Here is a 17634-nt window from a genome sequence, read left to right as displayed (position 1 = left end):
GAGGAGAATTCTAATGGAAAAATTACTTGAAGTAAAAAACTTGCATGTCTCCTTCGATACCTATGGTGGTGAGGTTAAAGCTGTACGTGGAGTTAGTTTTGACCTGTTCAAAGGAGAAACATTAGCGATTGTTGGAGAATCCGGTTCTGGAAAATCCGTTACAACTAAGGCGTTAATGAGATTGATTCCTAATCCTCCTGGGCGTATAAAAGAGGGACAGATCCTTTTTGGGGAAAATCGTGATCTTGTTAAAATGACTGAAAAAGAAATGCAACGAATCCGTGGAAAAGAAATGTCTATGATTTTCCAAGACCCAATGACTTCTTTAAACCCAACCATGAAAGTTGGCAAGCAAATTATGGAGGGTTTAATTAAGCATCAAAATTTAAGCAAAGCAGCTGCCCGTGAGCGCGCAATTGAGCTTTTAAGATTAGTAGGTATTGCCCAGCCTGAAATTCGAATGAACCAATATCCCCACCAATTCTCTGGGGGGATGAGACAACGTGTTGTTGTAGCGATTGCTTTGTCTTGTAATCCTAAAGTGTTGATTGCCGATGAGCCTACAACTGCATTAGATGTTACCATTCAGGCGCAAATTCTTGAATTAATGAAGGATTTACAAAATAAAATTGATACATCGATTATTTTCATCACGCATGATTTGGGAGTTGTTGCTAACGTAGCTGACCGTGTAGCGGTTATGTATGGTGGCCAAATTGTTGAGACTGGAACGGTAGATGAAATTTTCTATGATCCGCGCCATCCATATACATGGGGGCTGTTATCCTCTATGCCAAGTTTAGATAATAGTGGAGATGTGGAGCTTACTGCTATTCCTGGTACTCCACCCGATTTGATTCATCCACCAAAGGGTTGTCCATTTGCACCAAGGAATCCATATGCCCTAGCAATTGATTATGAAAAGGAACCGCCTATGTTCCAGATTTCAGACACTCATTTTGCCAAAACATGGCTCCTGCATCCGGATGCACCAAAAGTGACACCGCCGGAGCTTGTCCAACAGCGAATACGCCATATGGCCTCCAATTTTGAAAAACCGGTACTAGTAGGAGGGGGTAACTAATATGGCTACAAAAGAAAAAATAATTGAAGTCAAAGGTCTTAAGCAATATTTTAATGTTGGTAAACCTAATATGGTTAAAGCGGTTGACGATGTATCTTTTGATATCTTTAAAGGTGAAACATTTGGTCTGGTAGGGGAATCTGGTTGTGGTAAATCAACAACAGGCCGATCTATCATCCGTTTATATGATTTGAGTGGCGGAGAAGTCATTTTTAAAGGGAATAAAGTCCACGGTAGAAAATCAGGTAAAGATTTAAAGCAGTTTAACCGAGGTATGCAAATGATTTTCCAGGATCCTTACGCTTCATTAAACCCTCGTATGACTGTAGCGGATATTATTGCCGAAGGAATTGACATACACGGTTTGGCGAAAAATAAAGAAGATCGTATGAAACGTGTATATGATCTTCTTGAAACAGTTGGTCTTAATCGTGAGCATGCGAACCGTTATCCGCATGAATTCTCTGGTGGACAGCGTCAAAGGATAGGGATTGCCCGTGCATTGGCAGTGGATCCTGAGTTTATTATTGCCGATGAGCCGATTTCTGCACTTGACGTTTCTATTCAGGCGCAGGTTGTTAACCTTCTGAAAAATCTTCAAAAAGAAAAAGGTTTAACGTATTTGTTTATCGCTCATGACTTGTCGATGGTTAAATACATCAGTGATCGTATTGGTGTTATGTATTATGGTAAATTGGTTGAGGTCGCAGACAGCGAGGACTTATATAAAAACCCAATGCATCCATATACACAGTCATTACTTTCTGCCATTCCGCTACCGGATCCGGAAAGTGAACGTACACGTAGAAGAAAACCTTATAATCCAGAAGTTCATAATTATGATGAGAATGAAGAGCTAGAAATGCGTGAAGTAGCTCCAGGACATCATGTATTATGTTCTTTAAAGGAATTTGAGCAATATAAAAAAACGTATATCAAATAAGATCTGTTTACCTAATTTTGGTTTGTTAATCTTATTGAATTTCTATCAAAAAGGTTATCCAGCTGTGGATAGCCTTTTTGGTTTATATTTGGAAAAAGAGGTGGGAGAGGTTTTTTCATCATAATAGGAGGTATAATGATAGTGATAATAAGGAGTGATGTGGGGAATGGAAATGGTTAAAAAAATGGTAGCGTTTTTGTCAATCCTACTAATAGGAGTGTCGTGTGCAGAAGTATCCTATGCTGCTACAGAATCGGAAAAAGAGTTTATATTACATAGTGGACAGACAATTATTCTGGAAAATAAAGAACTTCCTGATGGAATGAACCGATTTATAAAGGAATCTAATTATTCATTTACATATCCAGATGCAGTTCGCGGCATTTATGTAACAGGAAACTCTGCTGGTGGCAGTAAATATAATGAATTGGCTCAATTAGTGGAATCTACTGATTTAAATGCCATGGTTATTGATATTAAGGATGACCGTGGTAATTTAACCTATAAGCCAGATTCCTCTAAATCCTATGCAAAGGCCGGCGTGAATTTAATTAAAGATCCAGAAAAATTATTAAAAGATATGGAAAAAAGAGAGATATATCCAATTGCGAGAATAACTGTATTTAAGGACAGCTATTTGGCAAAACAAAAACCTGAATGGTCATTCATGGATGGAAAAGAAGTATGGAAGAATGGCAGAGGTGAATCATTTGTTAACCCGTTTGTGAAAGAAGTTTGGGAATATAACGTAGAGATTGCGAAAGAAGCAGCTGAAATGGGCTTCCAGGAAATTCAGTTTGATTATGTTCGTTTCCCCGAAGGTTTTGAGACGCGCGATAAAGAATTAAAATATTCAGTGGGTAATTATGGGGATAAAGCGGTAGATAATGTACAGCACCGTGTAAACGCCGTCACAGACTTTGTGGAGTATGCTAAGAGTGAATTGGAGCCATACGGGGTAAAAGTATCTGTTGATATCTTTGGCTACTCTGCTACTCTTCCTGAAGCCCCTGGAATAGGACAAAACTTCTCCAAGATATCTGAGCATGTCGATGTTATTTCTTCAATGATCTATCCAAGTCATTGGACATCTTATTTTGGAATTTCCAAGCCCGACTTAGAACCATATAAGCTCGTGAAAGAATATGCAAAACTCGAAAATAAGAAATTAAGCAGTTTAGAGACGCCGCCAATCTCAAGGCCATGGATTCAGGATTTTACAGCGCCATGGTTAGGAACAGGAAATTATAAGCCATATGGCAAACAAGAGGTAGAGGATCAAATTCGAGCCTTGAAAGAGGAAGGAATCAATGAGTATTTATTATGGAATTCAGGAAACCGCTATACAACAGGAGTAGATTATAAGCAATAAGTCAACTTCATTCAGATAAAAAGGATTGGCCAAAAGCCAATCCTTTTTTTAGTTTTAAAAGAAATAGACAAACAATGAAAAGAGTATGTGTTAGCCCATTTTTCACTGTTATGGTGATCTAACACTGAGGGACTGGGTGCGGGGGTTCTGAACTTGAATTTCTTTTTAATGGGTAGTGGAAATAGCTTTTTAAAGTTTAGATAAAGTGCTTAATTGATTCGTTGATCGGATAATACAGACCTTAAATCAATTTGTAATATCAATATTTGTTTTAGTGATAACATAGTAAATTACAGGACAGATAGATATTTTTCCTTCTATAAATAATGAAAATCTTGTAGTCTGCTATTTGTTACCTTTGCCGCCAACCTTGTTAAAGCCGGCTGTCGAGTGATTGGATTGGACAACATATTTGGAGCGTTGTTTCCTGCCGAAAATCAGATTACCAATACCATTCGTTAGGGGACCCATAAAAGCGGTCAGTCCAATTATTAAACAGGCTACTAAAATGAAATCAAGGATATACTGGCTCATTAGCTCCTCCTTCTATATTTCATAGTTGTGAAGTTCTTTACAATTGTATTCTAATAGTTTAAAAAGTGGTAGGAAAGGGAATATGTACCTTGGTTGTTAAGTGACTCGGTTTTATTTACTTAAATTATACAACTAGTACCCTATATCCTTCATGCAGGTGATAGATTCGAATGAATTAGCATGAGAAGCCTGGTGTTCGATATAGTGAATGAATATTCAACAACTTAATAGAGACAGCAGAACATAATCCCCTAAAAAGGGAATATAGAAATAGATAGAGAAGGAGAAGGTGCATCATATGAGTTGGTATCAAAAACTTTGCGAATATTTCCCGAAAGAAGAAATGAAATCAGAAGAACATATAAACATGCTGCTTAATCACGGTAAGAAGGATTATTTTCTGGATGAAGGAAAAAGTCATATCCTATTATATGCAGAAAGAGAGAATTTTATCTTTGTAGATTATTTATATGTGATGAGTAATTCCCGAGGGAATGGAACAGGTAAAAAGGTTTTAGAGAAATTGAAGTTGAAGGATAAACTGATATTTTTAGAGGTAGAGCCTGCAGATGAGGCAGAAGAAGATACAGCAAGAAGATTGCGTTTCTATAAACGAGAAGGATTCAAGCATGCAAACACTGTTTCCTACATTAAAAATTCTCTTGCCACAAACGAAGATGTGGAATTAGAACTATTATATTGGAGTCCAGAACCAAATGCTGATATGGATCAAGAAGTATTAAAAGCAATGCAGGAAGTTTATAGGGAATTGCACACGTATAAAGATGAACAATTATATGGCGGTAAATATAGACCAACTGAGAAAGCACTGAAAATAAAAGAAGATAAATTAGATATTTTAAAAGAAATTACAAGCTGAAGATAGATTCTCCAGCTTGTAATTTCTTTTTTTTTGAGGATGTTTAACAGCTTCGCTCTCGGGTATATAAATAGTAGATTATATCGGAATATAAAGGGACAGGTCAAATGAAATAGTGCAAAGGAATGGAGTAATATAACAATTATTTCATTTATGTGTTAGTAACTTTAATATTTTGTAAACGAGGAAACATTTTCAAAAAAATCTCTACACATTCCATAATTTATCATGTATAATAATTTTATATATTTCTTAATTATAATAATTATAATTTAGATAGTAACATAAGCATTGTAAAATGTTAAATATATAGCTCAATCGGGATAAGGGAACTTTAAGAATAGGGAGAGTGACAGGGAATGGTTACACTTTACACATCACCTAGCTGTACGTCATGTAGAAAAGCAAAAGCATGGTTGGAAGAACATGATATTCCATATAAAGAACGAAATATTTTTTCTGAATCATTAAGTCTTGATGAAATTAAAGAAATCTTACGTATGACTGAAGATGGTACCGATGAAATCATTTCAACGCGCTCAAAAACTTTTCAAAAGTTAAATGTAAATCTTGATAATTTGCCATTACAGGAATTGTTTAATATCATTCAACAGAATCCTGGCTTGCTAAGAAGACCAATCATCATTGATGAGAAGCGTCTGCAAGTTGGTTATAATGAAGATGAAATCAGACGATTTTTACCACGTAAAGTAAGAACATTTCAACTACGGGAAGCGCAGCGCTTAGTCAATTAGTTTTTTATAATTAAAAACCCCCTGCCTGGACAGCAAGGGGTTTTTTGGTGTATCTTAAATTATTAGACATAATTATTTTATGAAATATAGGCTTTTTGTTTCCCACTATTCTTAATTTATCATAAAATATAACTACCACCTGCTTTATAAATAGTACATCCATGATTAACATTTTTTAAAACAGGGAAAAGATATAACAACCTAGTTTGGGGGTATATCCCTTCAATTACCTCAAACCAGAAGGGAGAGAGTGAATCATGGAAATCGAACGTATTAATGAGAATACAGTAAAATTCTACATTTCATATGGAGATATTGAAAAGCGAGGCTTCGATCGAGAAGAGATCTGGTATAATCGTGATCGAAGTGAGGAACTTTTCTGGGAAATGATGGACGAAGTGCATGAAGAAGAGGATTTTACTGTCGAAGGACCACTCTGGATTCAAATCCAAGCTCTTGAAAAAGGGTTGGAGATTTTAGTCACTAGAGCCCACTTGTCCAAGGATGGTCATAAATTCGATTTGCCAATTGATGATCCCGCCAATTCTGTTGATGTGAAAATTGAATCTATGCTTGAAGAGCATTTTCAAACTAATCACGCGATAGAAGAGCAAACAGCAGAGGATGAGACGTTGGAATTTGTCCTTTCATTTAAAGACTTTGAAGATGTCATTGCGTTAAGTAAAACAAATGGAATCCAAGGAGTTATGACCAAACTAATCTCCTTTGAAAATATATATTATTTGTATGTTGAGTTTCCGGATGGAGATTTTGCAGAAGAGGAAATTGATAATATGCTATCAATTTTACTTGAATATGCAGATGAGTCTGTAGTTACAATCCATCGGCTCGAGGAATACGGCAAAGTAATCATACCTAATGATGTATTTTCAACTGTAAGTCAATACTTTGCTTAAGTATATTTATTAAAGGCTGATTTCCTGATGGAAGTCGGCTTTTTTGTCCTTTTTTAGTAACCGCTCCATACAGAGAGACATTTTTTCAGGAAACGCATATAAAACCAATAGCGTATTTGAGTCATTACGTCAATATTTGGGTATAGATAATGAAAGTTGTTTAAGAAACGGATAAGGTGAGGATTATGAAGAATTTTATTAATGTTCTTTTATTTATCGTGATTTTAGGGGTAATTGGTTTTATTTATGATGAATATTACAGTGGTGAATATATTCAATATGCAAGTATATTGTTTACTTTATCTGTTATTTTCATTGCTTTTGTCATTTTTATGGAGAATCGACACCCTACACAGACGGTTGCATGGTTAATCGTTTTAGGTGCATTTCCTGTTGTTGGTTTTTTATTTTATTTGCTATTTGGTAGGAATTATCGAAAAGAAAAGATCTTTAAGAAGAAATATTTCTTAGATAAACAAAAGTACATGGACATAACTGGGGAAAAAGAAAAGAAGTTACTGGAGATTTCTGATGAAAATCAGGATTACAGGCAATTATTCCATCTTGCTGAACAAATTGGAAACACACCAATCTCTCTATCTACTGATACAAAGGTCCTTACGAATGGGAAAGAGACGTTTAATGCCATCAAAGAAGCGTTACTACAAGCCAAACATCACATACATATAGAATATTATATTGTTCGCCATGATACACTAGGAAACGAAATTAAAGATATCTTGATTAATAAAGCAAAAAACGGCGTGAAGGTACGATTTCTCTATGACGCTGTTGGTTCATGGACTCTTTCCAAGAAATATATCAATGAAATGAGAAAATGGGGGATTGAAGTTGTCCCATTTGGTCCAGTAAAGATTCCCTTTCTAAATAATAAATTCAACTTCAGAAATCACCGAAAAATCGTTGTGGTCGATGGAAATATTGGATTTGTTGGCGGTTTAAACATCGGAGATGAATATCTGGGTAAAGATGAGAACTTCGGCTTTTGGCGTGATACCCACTTGATGTTGATGGGAGAAGGGGTACGCAGTTTGCAGCTCATTTTTGTGCAGGATTGGTATTATATGACCAATCATAGCTTTTTGACGGATGAGTATCTTGCTCCTCAGCAGATGAGCATTGATAAAAGAATGGGAGGAGTACAGATTATATCAGGTGGCCCAGATAATGAATACAGTACCATTAAAAATATTTTCTTTTCTATGATTACTTCAGCAAAAAAATCGGTATGGATTGCTTCTCCCTATTTTATTCCGGATGAAGATATATTCTCAGCCATAAAAATTGCTGCATTAAGCGGTGTTGATGTTCGCTTATTAGTACCAAGCAACCCAGATAAAAGAATCGTATTTCATGCTTCAAGATCCTATTATCCAGACTTACTAGAAGCAGGGGTCAAAGTCTATGAATATCGTGAAGGTTTTATGCATTCGAAAATCGTGATTGTAGATAGTGAGCTTGCCTCCATAGGTACTTCAAATATGGACATGAGAAGCTTCCATTTAAATTTTGAAGTGAATGCTTTTCTCTATAAAACGGAGAGTGTACAAACATTGGTAAATGATTATTTACATGATTTATTGGTTTCTAACGAGCTTCATATAGAAATATTTAAGGAACGGAATTTTGGTATGAGAATGTTGGAATCTTTGTCAAGATTGTTATCTCCGATGCTATAATGTTGAAATTACTTATGAAAATTGTTCATTAGATTGACAATTAGATTTTAATTAGGTGAAGGGTTAGGAATAAAAGTCGGGAATAGAGTATGTATCAGACATAGGAAGGAGACTGTACATGCTCATTGCGATTAATAAAAAAAACAAGCAAATCCCTGCAAGAACTATTATGAATAAACCTGTGGAAGAGTATCGTTGTCCTGCATGTCTTAATCGAGTCATTTATCGTTCAGGTCCTCATACAATTCCACATTTTGCCCATCGTTCCAAAGAGAGTTGCCAGGCAGCCGCTGAATCTGAAACGGCAGATCATCTATCAGGTAAGACTAATTTATACCGTTGGTTACTAAGATGTAATATGAATGTCGAACTAGAGAAATATTTAGCAGATATCAAGCAAAGACCGGATATTTTTATAAAGAAGGATAACCACTCGTATGCCATTGAATATCAATGTTCACCCATTCATGAGGACCTATTTTTGAAAAGGACAATGGGGTATATAAATGCTGGGATTGTGCCAGTCTGGATTTTTCACAGCCATTTTATTAAACGAAAGAGTCCTTATTTATGGAAGTTAACCTCTACCTTGAAATCTGCCCTCAGTCAATCTTCTACCGCTTATCTCCTCTTTCATAATCCCAAGACACCTAACTCTATAATAGCACTCGTTAATGTCATACCTGCTTCAATTGAAGATTATTTTGGGCAAATGATAAATGTAAGGTTATCTAATGACAAGCCCCTTGAAACTATTTTATTCCCCCCTCAAAAAGAAATTTCGTATCTAAACGAGTGGTTTAATAAACGTCATTTGCAACTATATAATGAAATACGCTTTAAGGGTCTAACTAGTAAGCTGATGAAAGAATTATATCAAGCAGGGGTATCTCCCTATAAAATACCTGGGTTTATAGGAATTCCTTTGTTAAGTGGCTGTATGTATGGGGTACCGGCCTTTGTCTGGCAAGGATTCCTCTATATCGATTTAAAGAATGCGGGCAAGCTGCATGAATCGATTAGTGAGGGATGGATTCGGACAAGATTTTTGGAAAGAATAAAGAATAAAGATATCATATTAAATAAATGCCCTTTAATAAATCAGGATTTATTCGCTGCACTAAAAGAATATCTCCATTTCCTCGAAAAAATTGATTATTTGGAAGTATCCAGTACAAATCATTATATAATAAGAGAAGAAGTCCTTTTAGATGATAATCTTGAAGAGATAATCAAATTGAGGTTATTCGATTTTTTTGAAGGGAAATAAAGGTACTGTGAAGAACTTTTATGAAAGAAGTAAATGATTGGAGGGAACTGCATGGCTGCAGAAGTAAAGCAATTACCTGAAAGAAAAGATATACCTGTAGAAGATACGTGGAGACTGGAGGACATTTTCCCAAGTGATGAAGCGTGGGAAAAGGAATTCAAGGAAATTTTGGCGGAATTGCCAAAAGGAGATCAATATAGAGGGAAATTGGGAGATAGTGCCGATACTTTATGGCAGGCTTTACAATTTCAGGATATGATTACTGAGAGACTTGGGCGTTTATATACATATTCCCATATGAGATACGACCAGGACACTGGTAATACATTTTATCAAGGAATGGACGACCGTGCACGAAATCTATATTCTCAGGCTGCCAGTGCGTTTTCCTATATTCTGCCTGAAATCCTTGCAATTGATGAAAAAACAATCAATCAATTTATGCAAGATAAAAAAGAGCTTTCCCTATATGAGCAATCTTTAAAAGAAATTAATCTGCAAAGGCCTCATGTACTATCAGCTGAGTCAGAAGCCTTATTGGCTCAGGCATCAGAAGTAATGGGGACTGCTTCCAATACGTTTGGTATGTTAAATAATGCCGATCTCCGTTTTCCTACCATTAAAGATGAAAATGGAGAAGAAGTGGAACTGACTCATGGTCGGTACAGCAGATTTCTTGAAAGCAGTGATCGCAGAGTTCGTGAGGAAGCCTTTAAAGCGATGTATAAGACGTATGGGCAATACCGCAATACATTTGCGAGTACCTTATCCGGAACGGTAAAGAAAGATAATTTCTATGCTAAAGTGCGTCATTATGATTCTGCCAGACATTCAGCGTTGAGCAATAATAATATTCCGGAAAGTGTATATGAAAACTTAATTAATTCCATTCACAACAATCTGCATTTATTACATCGTTATGTAAAATTGCGTAAGAAGCTGTTGGGTGTGGATGAACTGCATATGTATGATTTATATACACCATTAGTAAAAGATGTGAAGATGGATATTCCATATGATCAGGCAAAGGAATATGTGTTAAAAGGACTTGAGCCTCTGGGTGAAGAGTACATTAATGTATTGAAAGAAGGATTTGAAAATCGTTGGGTAGATGTGCATGAAAATCGCGGTAAACGAAGTGGGGCATACTCCTCAGGTTCATATGGAACTAATCCGTATATTTTAATGAACTGGCAGGACAATGTGAATAACTTATTTACACTGGCACATGAGTTTGGCCATTCTGTGCATAGCTATTACACACGCAAGAATCAACCATACCCATATGGTAATTATTCAATCTTTGTTGCTGAAGTAGCCTCTACTACAAATGAAGCTTTATTGAATGATTATTTGCTGAAAACGATTGATGATGAGAATAAAAAGATCTATTTATTAAATCATTATCTTGAAGGCTTTAGAGGTACAGTGTTCCGTCAGACGATGTTTGCTGAATTTGAACATATCATCCATAAGATGGCGCAGGATGGAGAAGCTCTGACTGCAGAGAGTCTTACAGAAAAATATTATGAACTAAATAAAAAATACTTTGGTGATGATATTGTCATAGATGAGGAAATTGGTTTGGAATGGTCCAGAATTCCTCACTTCTACTACAATTATTATGTATACCAATATGCGACAGGCTTCAGCGCAGCGGCTGCATTAAGTAAACAGATTTTAGAAGAAGGGCAGCCTGCAGTTGAGCGCTATATTGATTTCTTAAAAGCAGGTTCAAGTGACTTCCCAATTGAGGTTCTTAAAAAAGCTGGCGTAGACATGACATCGTCGCAGCCGGTTGAAGAAGCTTGTAAAGTCTTTGAAGAAAAATTGAATGAGATGGAAGCTTTATTGAATAAATAAGGATAGACTAAAAAGAGTAGCACAGATCCAGAAAAGGTCTGTGCTACTCTTTTTTACATGAGAAGGCCGACTACCTTAACGAGAAATAAATACCATCTCATAAGTTTACATAGTGGTTTTGCAGCTCCCGTTTTGATCAATCTAAACGAGTGTCTATCCTACCTCGATTGTTATCCAACGGTGGTTATGTTTCATGCAACGAGTGGTCTACTCAATAGCTATTTAAAATCCCTTAAATTTCTTTTGATAACCTATACTATAAAGAAAGATAAAAAAAGAGAGGAATAATATCGGTGAAGATACATAGAGAGGGATTATACGCATAATACCAAGTAATTGCAGGAATAAAGAAAATAAAACCAGTATAACTAAGCCGCCAAAATAAAATTTTTTCATAGAAATCACCCTTTATTATATATAGTGGGAAATGTATTGATTACTATAGATTATGGCTCCGAAAGAGAGAGTATGCTGAGAAAATGACAGAAATGTGAATAAATGAACAAAGTACTTGCATAAGTCCTCAACTTTTGTTATATTACTATTGTGAAGTTGATCACTAGCAAACATTTACCCCTTTGTTTGACCGTGAAAAATTTCTCCCATCCCCTTTGTTCGTATGAAGAAGAAGACTCTGTCCGATTACAGAGTCTTCTTCTTATTTATGCGGTAAAATATTTTAAAATAATAATGATAATAGCGAATTCACTTAGTTTTCTGCATATCTCCAATACGTTGTGTTGGAGGATGATACCCTCTCAACTGTGCGCTTCAAAAGTAATTTTTTCATTTCTCTTTCAACTTCCTGCTTATCCATTTGATAAATAAAGGTGATTTCATGAGTATTAATAATTTGGAAATCCTTAATGCATTCCTCTATAGGTGGAAGTGACTGAGCTTTAGGCGGATATCCCAACATTTCCTCAAGTATTTGTACATAGACTTCATAAGGATAGGTTCCTGATATCTTAATCCCTTCTTCTTCCATCTTTTGATTGAAAAAGACTAAGCTTGGCAAATCAGTGATATCCATTTCAAAAGAAATTTTAAGATCACATTGAAAAGCCTTTATGGCACTTTCTGATTGGATATCACGTACAAATTCATCACAATCAATATGGGCTTTACGAGCACAGGCCAACAATGTTTGCCAATTGGACACACTCTTTTGATCAAGAAATAAAGCTTCCTGAATCTTTTTGAAAAAACGATAACCTGCTTTTTTTCCTTGCAATTCGGCCGCTTTAATCGCGATAGGGGTCATATATAAAGAGCTCTCGGGATTACTGATCCAGATATTTTCATCGCAGGAAATCCCTGCTCTACTTATGGCTGGAAGAGGCGAGGGATTTTTATAGTATACTTTAGACTTTGAATGATTTAGTCCGATTTTTTTACTAAATACATATTTTAAAGAAAAATAGTGACCAAATTCTAGTTTAAGTCTTTTTATAATTCGGTCTAACTGAAAGCAAGACGGACAAGTAGGATCTATGAATAAATAGATTTCTAATGGTTTTTCTAACGGTTTAAAAAATTGATGTGCGGAAAGCCAATCTGGCCATTTAGGAATAGAAGAATTATGCTTATTCATAAAAATCACCTTTTTGCTGTAAATCTTTCGTATTAATCATATGCTCAGCTGTTAAGGTGAGTCTGTTTAATAGATACTCTCTTAAGGGAGACTCTAGATGGATGGTATCCATAGCCATCTCCATGCAGCTCAGCCAGGCTTTGGCATGTATAGAGGTTATTTCAAAAGCGAGATGTCTGGCTCTTAACATTGGATGGCCATGTTCCTCTGTATATAATGTTGGCCCCCCTAGAAATTGTGTTAGAAACTGTTTTTGTTTACGAGCTGTCTCTGTCAGGTCATCTGGAAATAGTGGAGCGAGCAGTGGATGAGAACCCACAAGATCGTAGAATGTATCTATTAATTCAGATAGCCGCACTTCCCCTAATGCATCATATGGAGTTGGATGTTCAGCCATACATAATTCTCCCTCCATGAGTTGATAAGAATAATATTAACAAGAGAGACCTAAATTTTCCAATATCCTGCTTTTTTTTGCCTCCTTTTATAATTTTATGGCAATATAAGTGTCTATATAATGGGGAGAAGTGACCAAAATTATATCCGATAGCTATCTTAATGATTTGGAATGGTTAACAAGCTTCCTGAGCATTAAAAAAGCTATCCATATACATGAATAGCTTTGCTTGTTTCTTCAATTATGCGTAATAGGAAGTCATGACTTTATTTACATATGCTTGTGTTTCTTTAAAAGGAGGGACACCACCGTATTTATCCACATTTCCTGGACCTGCATTATAAGAAGCTAAAGTCAGTTCAATATCTCCATTATATTTTGTCAGCATAGACTTAAGATATTTCGTTCCACCCATAATATTATCATAGGGATCCATAATATTATTTACACCTAGGGAAGAAGCAGTCGCGGGCATTAGCTGCATTAAGCCGGATGCACCGGCAGAGCTTATGGCATTGGAATTATAACCGCTCTCCTGCTGAATGACAGCTTTGATTAGTTTTTCAGGAACCTGATATTTATTGGCTGCTTCTTTTATAATGCTATCGTAGCCAGTAGGCTGTTCCACATTCTCTGTTTTAGCAGTTGGATGGCTAGAAACAGAGATAGGATTATATGACGCTGGTGAAACGGTAAGTAAGCTATTATTTAATATAGTGGCCAAGGTACCTAATCCACTATTGGCTTGAATCGCATTAGTTGGATTGCTGGCAGATGTTAGTACCTCATTCAGCAAATCCTGAAACAAATTAGCAGAAGACGTTGTTTGAGATGTAGATTGAGTACTGGTTGGTCTTAGAGATCCCAGAGCTTGAAGCTGAATAATTGTACTTATGTCTCCTACGTTCACTTTGGTTCACTCCTCAGTAAGTTTTAAAACCATTTGGTTATAAAAGCGTTGTACTTTATTTTTGGTTGGTCGGATTGGAATAGCAGCTTCTCTTAAAAGTTGATCAAATTCGTTTTTTCCTTGGATGTAGTCATGCACTTCAAATTCTACCTCATAATCCTCAATTTGGAAATAGGAGCTATTATCTAAAACGAGCAGACCGTTTTTATAAGGAACTTCAACTCGTTTTGTTGTCAGGGTGCCAAAATATTGAATCGTTTGTGGGTCGATTTTTAAATCGCTAATCTTATCAGCAATTTTACTATCAGGTATCCCACCGTTTTCCATTATGCTATTGGCCGTCAAATGATCCAAATCCCAATTTGTTTCGAGTAAGCCTTTTTGATTTTTAAGAGGTTGCTTAAGAGTCATTTCATAGGTTGAATTTTTTTCTCGGATGCGTAAAGCAGAATTATATTTTTTTAAGTCAAAGTTTTCGGTGTCAAAATAATGATTTTTTTGCATGATAAATTGTTCAGGCTTTATCCCAAACTTTTGTATGAGGTAATCAAATTCCTTTTTTGTCAGTAAATTTTTGAATTCTATTTCGATTTGCTCGCTCATATACTCATCCTCCATGATAAAATTATGTATAACTATTATGACTTCTTAGTGAGATAACATCAATCTTAGATATCCCTGTAATCTTTGTGTTAAAATGGTTTGGAACAGAATAAGGGCAATAATAGTACGAATTGTATTCATTATAATGGGTAACATTCAGTGAACGAGTTTTAAACATACATATAGATGAAAACGGCATCAATCTGAAGTTTTCCCTTGCTCGTTATAAGAAGATATTGAATAGTATTTCAGGTGGTGGAATCCATGAGTAGAAAATGGGATGAATTTTTAGCCCCTTATAAACAGGCGGTTGATGAGTTGAAAATCAAATTAAGGGGTATAAGGACCCAATGTGACTTAGAAAAAGAACATTCACCAATAGAGTTTGTTACTGGACGTGTCAAACCGATTGCGAGTATTCTGGATAAGGCTTATCAAAAGCAAATACCTGAGGAAAGACTTGAAATGGAGTTGCAGGATATAGCTGGTCTTCGAATTATGTGCCAATTTGTGGATGATATAAAGCAGGTAGTCATGCTATTAAGACAAAGAACTGATTTCGTGATTATTGAAGAAAGAGACTATATTACAAATAAAAAAGCAAGCGGATATCGTTCCTATCACGTAGTCATTGAATACCCGGTTCAAACGATTCACGGGGAGAAAAAGATATTAGCGGAGATTCAAATTCGTACCCTTGCTATGAATTTTTGGGCTACAATCGAGCATTCGCTTAATTATAAGTATAACGGACAATTCCCGGAAATTTTACGTAGTCGCTTAGAGAGATTAGCTGAGGCAGCTTTCCATATGGATGAAGAAATGACCCAAATTAAATTGGAAATACAGGAAGCGCAGCGATATGTCTTTAAGAAGAGGGGGAAATAACATTTACAGGTGGGGATTATGATGAAATATGCAGTTACGTCTAAAGGAGATACCAAATCTAATCATTTCATGGAGCAAGTAAAAGATCAACTTGATAGTATGGGTGTTATTTATGATGAAGATCAACCAGATGTTGTTATATCAGTAGGCGGTGATGGAACATTATTATATGCCTTTCATCGCTACAGTTCACGCCTTGATAAAACGGCATTTGTAGGTGTACATACAGGGCACCTGGGTTTTTACGCTGATTGGACTCCAGAAGAGATCAATAAGCTTGCGAACGCTATTGCTAAAACACCTTATCAAACTGTGGAATATCCATTATTGGAGATTACGGTACGATACAGTCATGGAGGCAGAGAAGCTAAATATTTGGCTTTAAACGAATCAACCGTGAAAAGTGTGGGAAGTACATTTGTAATGGATGTAGAAATAAGAGGACAATCCTTTGAAAGATTTAGAGGAGATGGACTATGTGTATCCACTCCTTCCGGTAGTACAGCTTATAATAAAGCGCTTGGTGGTGCCATTATTCATCCATCTATCCCTGCTATCCAATTAACGGAAATGGCTTCTATAAATAATAGAGTGTTCCGTACAATTGGTTCTCCTTTAATACTGCCAGCTCATCATACCTGTATGATGAAACCAGTAACAAACGATGATTTTCAGATTACGATTGATCATTTGAGCCTTTTACATAAAGATGTAAAATCAATCCAGTTCAGAGTAGCCGATGAAAAAATTCGATTCGCACGTTTCAGGCCTTTTCCATTCTGGAAAAGAGTACGTGATTCGTTTGTTACAGAATAAGGAAAGATATAATAGGTGTCCTAAAAGTATGCATGTAGCTTTTGGGCACCTTTTTTACTGAATAAACTACTCGTTAAGTACAGAAACTTTTGAAGTATGAAAGACAAAAGGAAGGTAATTATGGGGACGCCATTTAAGATGGAATGGATAATAGAAAATCAGGATTGCAATAAAGTATTGAGAGATTATTTGGTTGATAAGAAAATATCAAAATCAGCTCTGGCGGATATTAAATTTAAAGGCGGCTACATTTATGTAAATCAACAAGAGGTAACTGTTCGATACATATTAAAGACAGGTGACCAGGTTACGATTGTCTTTCCGGAAGAAGTGGGAAGTAATCAGCTTAAGGCCGAAAAAATTCCGCTTTCTATCGTTTATGAAGATGACTATGTAATGGTTGTTCAAAAACCAGCCGGTATGTCTACAATTCCATCAAGAGAACATCCGCTTGGCAGTTTAGCTAATGCAATTAGAGGGCATTATGAACAAATTGGACACTTGGCTACTGTCCATATTGTCACGAGACTGGACCGGGATACTTCAGGTTTGGTTTTGATTGCGAAGCATCGCCATATACATCATTTATTAAGTCTGTCACGGTCAGTAAAAACGGTTGAAAGGAAATATAAAGCTATAATTACGGGTGTGATTTCCCCTTTAAACGGTATCATAGAAGAACCTATCGGCCGGATGGATTCGAGTATTATTAAACGTGAGGTTCGTGCAGATGGCCAGTATGCCTGTACGGAATATAACACCCTTCAAGCATGTGGGGATTTTTCACTTATGGAATTAAAGCTGCAAACCGGAAGGACCCATCAAATAAGAGTACATATGGCCTTTATGGGTCATCCATTGATGGGCGATGATTTATATGGGGGGAGTAGACAGCTGATTGAACGGCAGGCACTGCATTGTTATTCACTGAAGTTTTCCCATCCTATAACTGAAGAAACACTTTCGTTTGAATGTGCCTTACCGGATGATATTAAGAATGTTATTCGTGCGGGTAATAAAGTAGATAATAGGAAAAATGAGTCTACATGAAGAGATAGAAGAAGGTATACCACACCCCCTTTAAATAAGGAAGGGTGTGGTAAAGGAA

At 36.1% G+C, this 17634-nt stretch carries 18 protein-coding genes; 12 read left to right on the top strand and 6 right to left on the bottom strand.

What is annotated here, in order from left to right; translation table 11 throughout:
* The first annotated feature begins 13 nt into the window (after positions 1–13).
* The 3 genes from AC58NB_RS10765 (at position 14) to AC58NB_RS10755 (ending at position 3399) form a co-directional block, all read left to right on the top strand.
* Positions 14–1084, top strand: coding sequence for an ABC transporter ATP-binding protein (locus AC58NB_RS10765; RefSeq protein WP_497426832.1), 1071 nt, complete (start codon positions 14–16; stop codon positions 1082–1084).
* Position 1085: 1 nt separating this feature from the next.
* Positions 1086–2027 carry an ABC transporter ATP-binding protein gene (locus AC58NB_RS10760; RefSeq protein ID WP_497426831.1) on the top strand — a complete coding sequence of 314 codons (942 nt, stop codon included), beginning with the start codon at positions 1086–1088 and terminating at the stop codon, positions 2025–2027.
* A gap of 172 nt (positions 2028–2199) precedes the next feature.
* On the top strand, positions 2200–3399 hold the full coding sequence (locus AC58NB_RS10755) for a putative glycoside hydrolase (protein ID WP_497427043.1): 1200 nt from the start codon (positions 2200–2202) through the stop codon (positions 3397–3399).
* Between the two features lie 345 nt (positions 3400–3744).
* Here AC58NB_RS10755 and AC58NB_RS10750 read toward each other — a convergent pair whose 3' ends face one another.
* Entirely contained in the window at positions 3745–3933 is a 189-nt protein-coding gene (locus AC58NB_RS10750) for a hypothetical protein (RefSeq protein ID WP_497426830.1), read from the bottom strand.
* Between the two features lie 298 nt (positions 3934–4231).
* Between AC58NB_RS10750 and AC58NB_RS10745 the strand changes: the two genes are divergently transcribed.
* From AC58NB_RS10745 to pepF, 6 genes are all read left to right on the top strand, one after another.
* Positions 4232–4813 (top strand): GNAT family N-acetyltransferase, encoded by a 582-nt coding sequence (locus tag AC58NB_RS10745; protein WP_497426829.1) that lies wholly within the window; start codon positions 4232–4234, stop codon positions 4811–4813.
* Between the two features lie 359 nt (positions 4814–5172).
* Entirely contained in the window at positions 5173–5568 is a 396-nt protein-coding gene (spxA, locus tag AC58NB_RS10740; protein WP_066101447.1) for a transcriptional regulator SpxA, read from the top strand.
* Between the two features lie 257 nt (positions 5569–5825).
* Positions 5826–6485: an adaptor protein MecA gene (gene mecA, locus AC58NB_RS10735; RefSeq protein ID WP_497426828.1), complete on the top strand. Its 660-nt coding sequence runs from the start codon at positions 5826–5828 to the stop codon at positions 6483–6485.
* A gap of 185 nt (positions 6486–6670) precedes the next feature.
* Positions 6671–8185 carry a cardiolipin synthase gene (cls, locus tag AC58NB_RS10730; protein ID WP_497426827.1) on the top strand — a complete coding sequence of 505 codons (1515 nt, stop codon included), beginning with the start codon at positions 6671–6673 and terminating at the stop codon, positions 8183–8185.
* A 118-nt stretch (positions 8186–8303) separates the two neighbouring features.
* Positions 8304–9455: a competence protein CoiA gene (locus AC58NB_RS10725; protein WP_497426826.1), complete on the top strand. Its 1152-nt coding sequence runs from the start codon at positions 8304–8306 to the stop codon at positions 9453–9455.
* Between the two features lie 51 nt (positions 9456–9506).
* Positions 9507–11318: an oligoendopeptidase F gene (pepF, locus tag AC58NB_RS10720; RefSeq protein WP_497426825.1), complete on the top strand. Its 1812-nt coding sequence runs from the start codon at positions 9507–9509 to the stop codon at positions 11316–11318.
* Between the two features lie 222 nt (positions 11319–11540).
* On the opposite strand, the gene AC58NB_RS10715 is transcribed toward pepF, so the two are convergent.
* The 5 genes from AC58NB_RS10715 to AC58NB_RS10695 form a co-directional block, all read right to left on the bottom strand.
* Positions 11541–11714 (bottom strand): hypothetical protein, encoded by a 174-nt coding sequence (locus AC58NB_RS10715; RefSeq protein WP_497426824.1) that lies wholly within the window; start codon positions 11712–11714, stop codon positions 11541–11543.
* A 313-nt stretch (positions 11715–12027) separates the two neighbouring features.
* Positions 12028–12912, bottom strand: coding sequence for a ClpXP adapter SpxH family protein (locus tag AC58NB_RS10710; RefSeq protein WP_497426823.1), 885 nt, complete (start codon positions 12910–12912; stop codon positions 12028–12030).
* The gene (locus AC58NB_RS10705; RefSeq protein ID WP_497426822.1) at positions 12905–13309 is read right to left on the bottom strand and encodes a globin domain-containing protein; all 405 of its coding nucleotides are present in this window, start codon (positions 13307–13309) and stop codon (positions 12905–12907) included. The genes AC58NB_RS10710 and AC58NB_RS10705 overlap by 8 nt, the downstream gene beginning before the upstream one ends.
* A gap of 241 nt (positions 13310–13550) precedes the next feature.
* Entirely contained in the window at positions 13551–14219 is a 669-nt protein-coding gene (locus AC58NB_RS10700; protein ID WP_497426821.1) for a lytic transglycosylase domain-containing protein, read from the bottom strand.
* Between the two features lie 6 nt (positions 14220–14225).
* Complete coding sequence (locus tag AC58NB_RS10695) at positions 14226–14837, bottom strand: CYTH domain-containing protein (RefSeq protein WP_497426820.1); 612 nt, start codon at positions 14835–14837, stop codon at positions 14226–14228.
* A gap of 249 nt (positions 14838–15086) precedes the next feature.
* Here AC58NB_RS10695 and yjbM point away from each other — a divergent pair, with 249 nt between their 5' ends.
* From yjbM to AC58NB_RS10680, 3 genes are all read left to right on the top strand, one after another.
* Positions 15087–15710: a GTP diphosphokinase gene (gene yjbM, locus AC58NB_RS10690; protein WP_497426819.1), complete on the top strand. Its 624-nt coding sequence runs from the start codon at positions 15087–15089 to the stop codon at positions 15708–15710.
* 21 nt (positions 15711–15731) lie between these two features.
* Positions 15732–16526, top strand: coding sequence for an NAD kinase (locus AC58NB_RS10685; RefSeq protein WP_497427042.1), 795 nt, complete (start codon positions 15732–15734; stop codon positions 16524–16526).
* Between the two features lie 138 nt (positions 16527–16664).
* Complete coding sequence (locus tag AC58NB_RS10680) at positions 16665–17576, top strand: RluA family pseudouridine synthase (protein WP_497426818.1); 912 nt, start codon at positions 16665–16667, stop codon at positions 17574–17576.
* Positions 17577–17634: the final 58 nt, after the last annotated feature.

It is taken from the genome of Pradoshia sp. TA40_28 (assembly GCF_059694525.1).
Note: the sequence above shows the minus strand (reverse complement) of the source record. Positions and strands in the feature narration are given on the sequence as shown.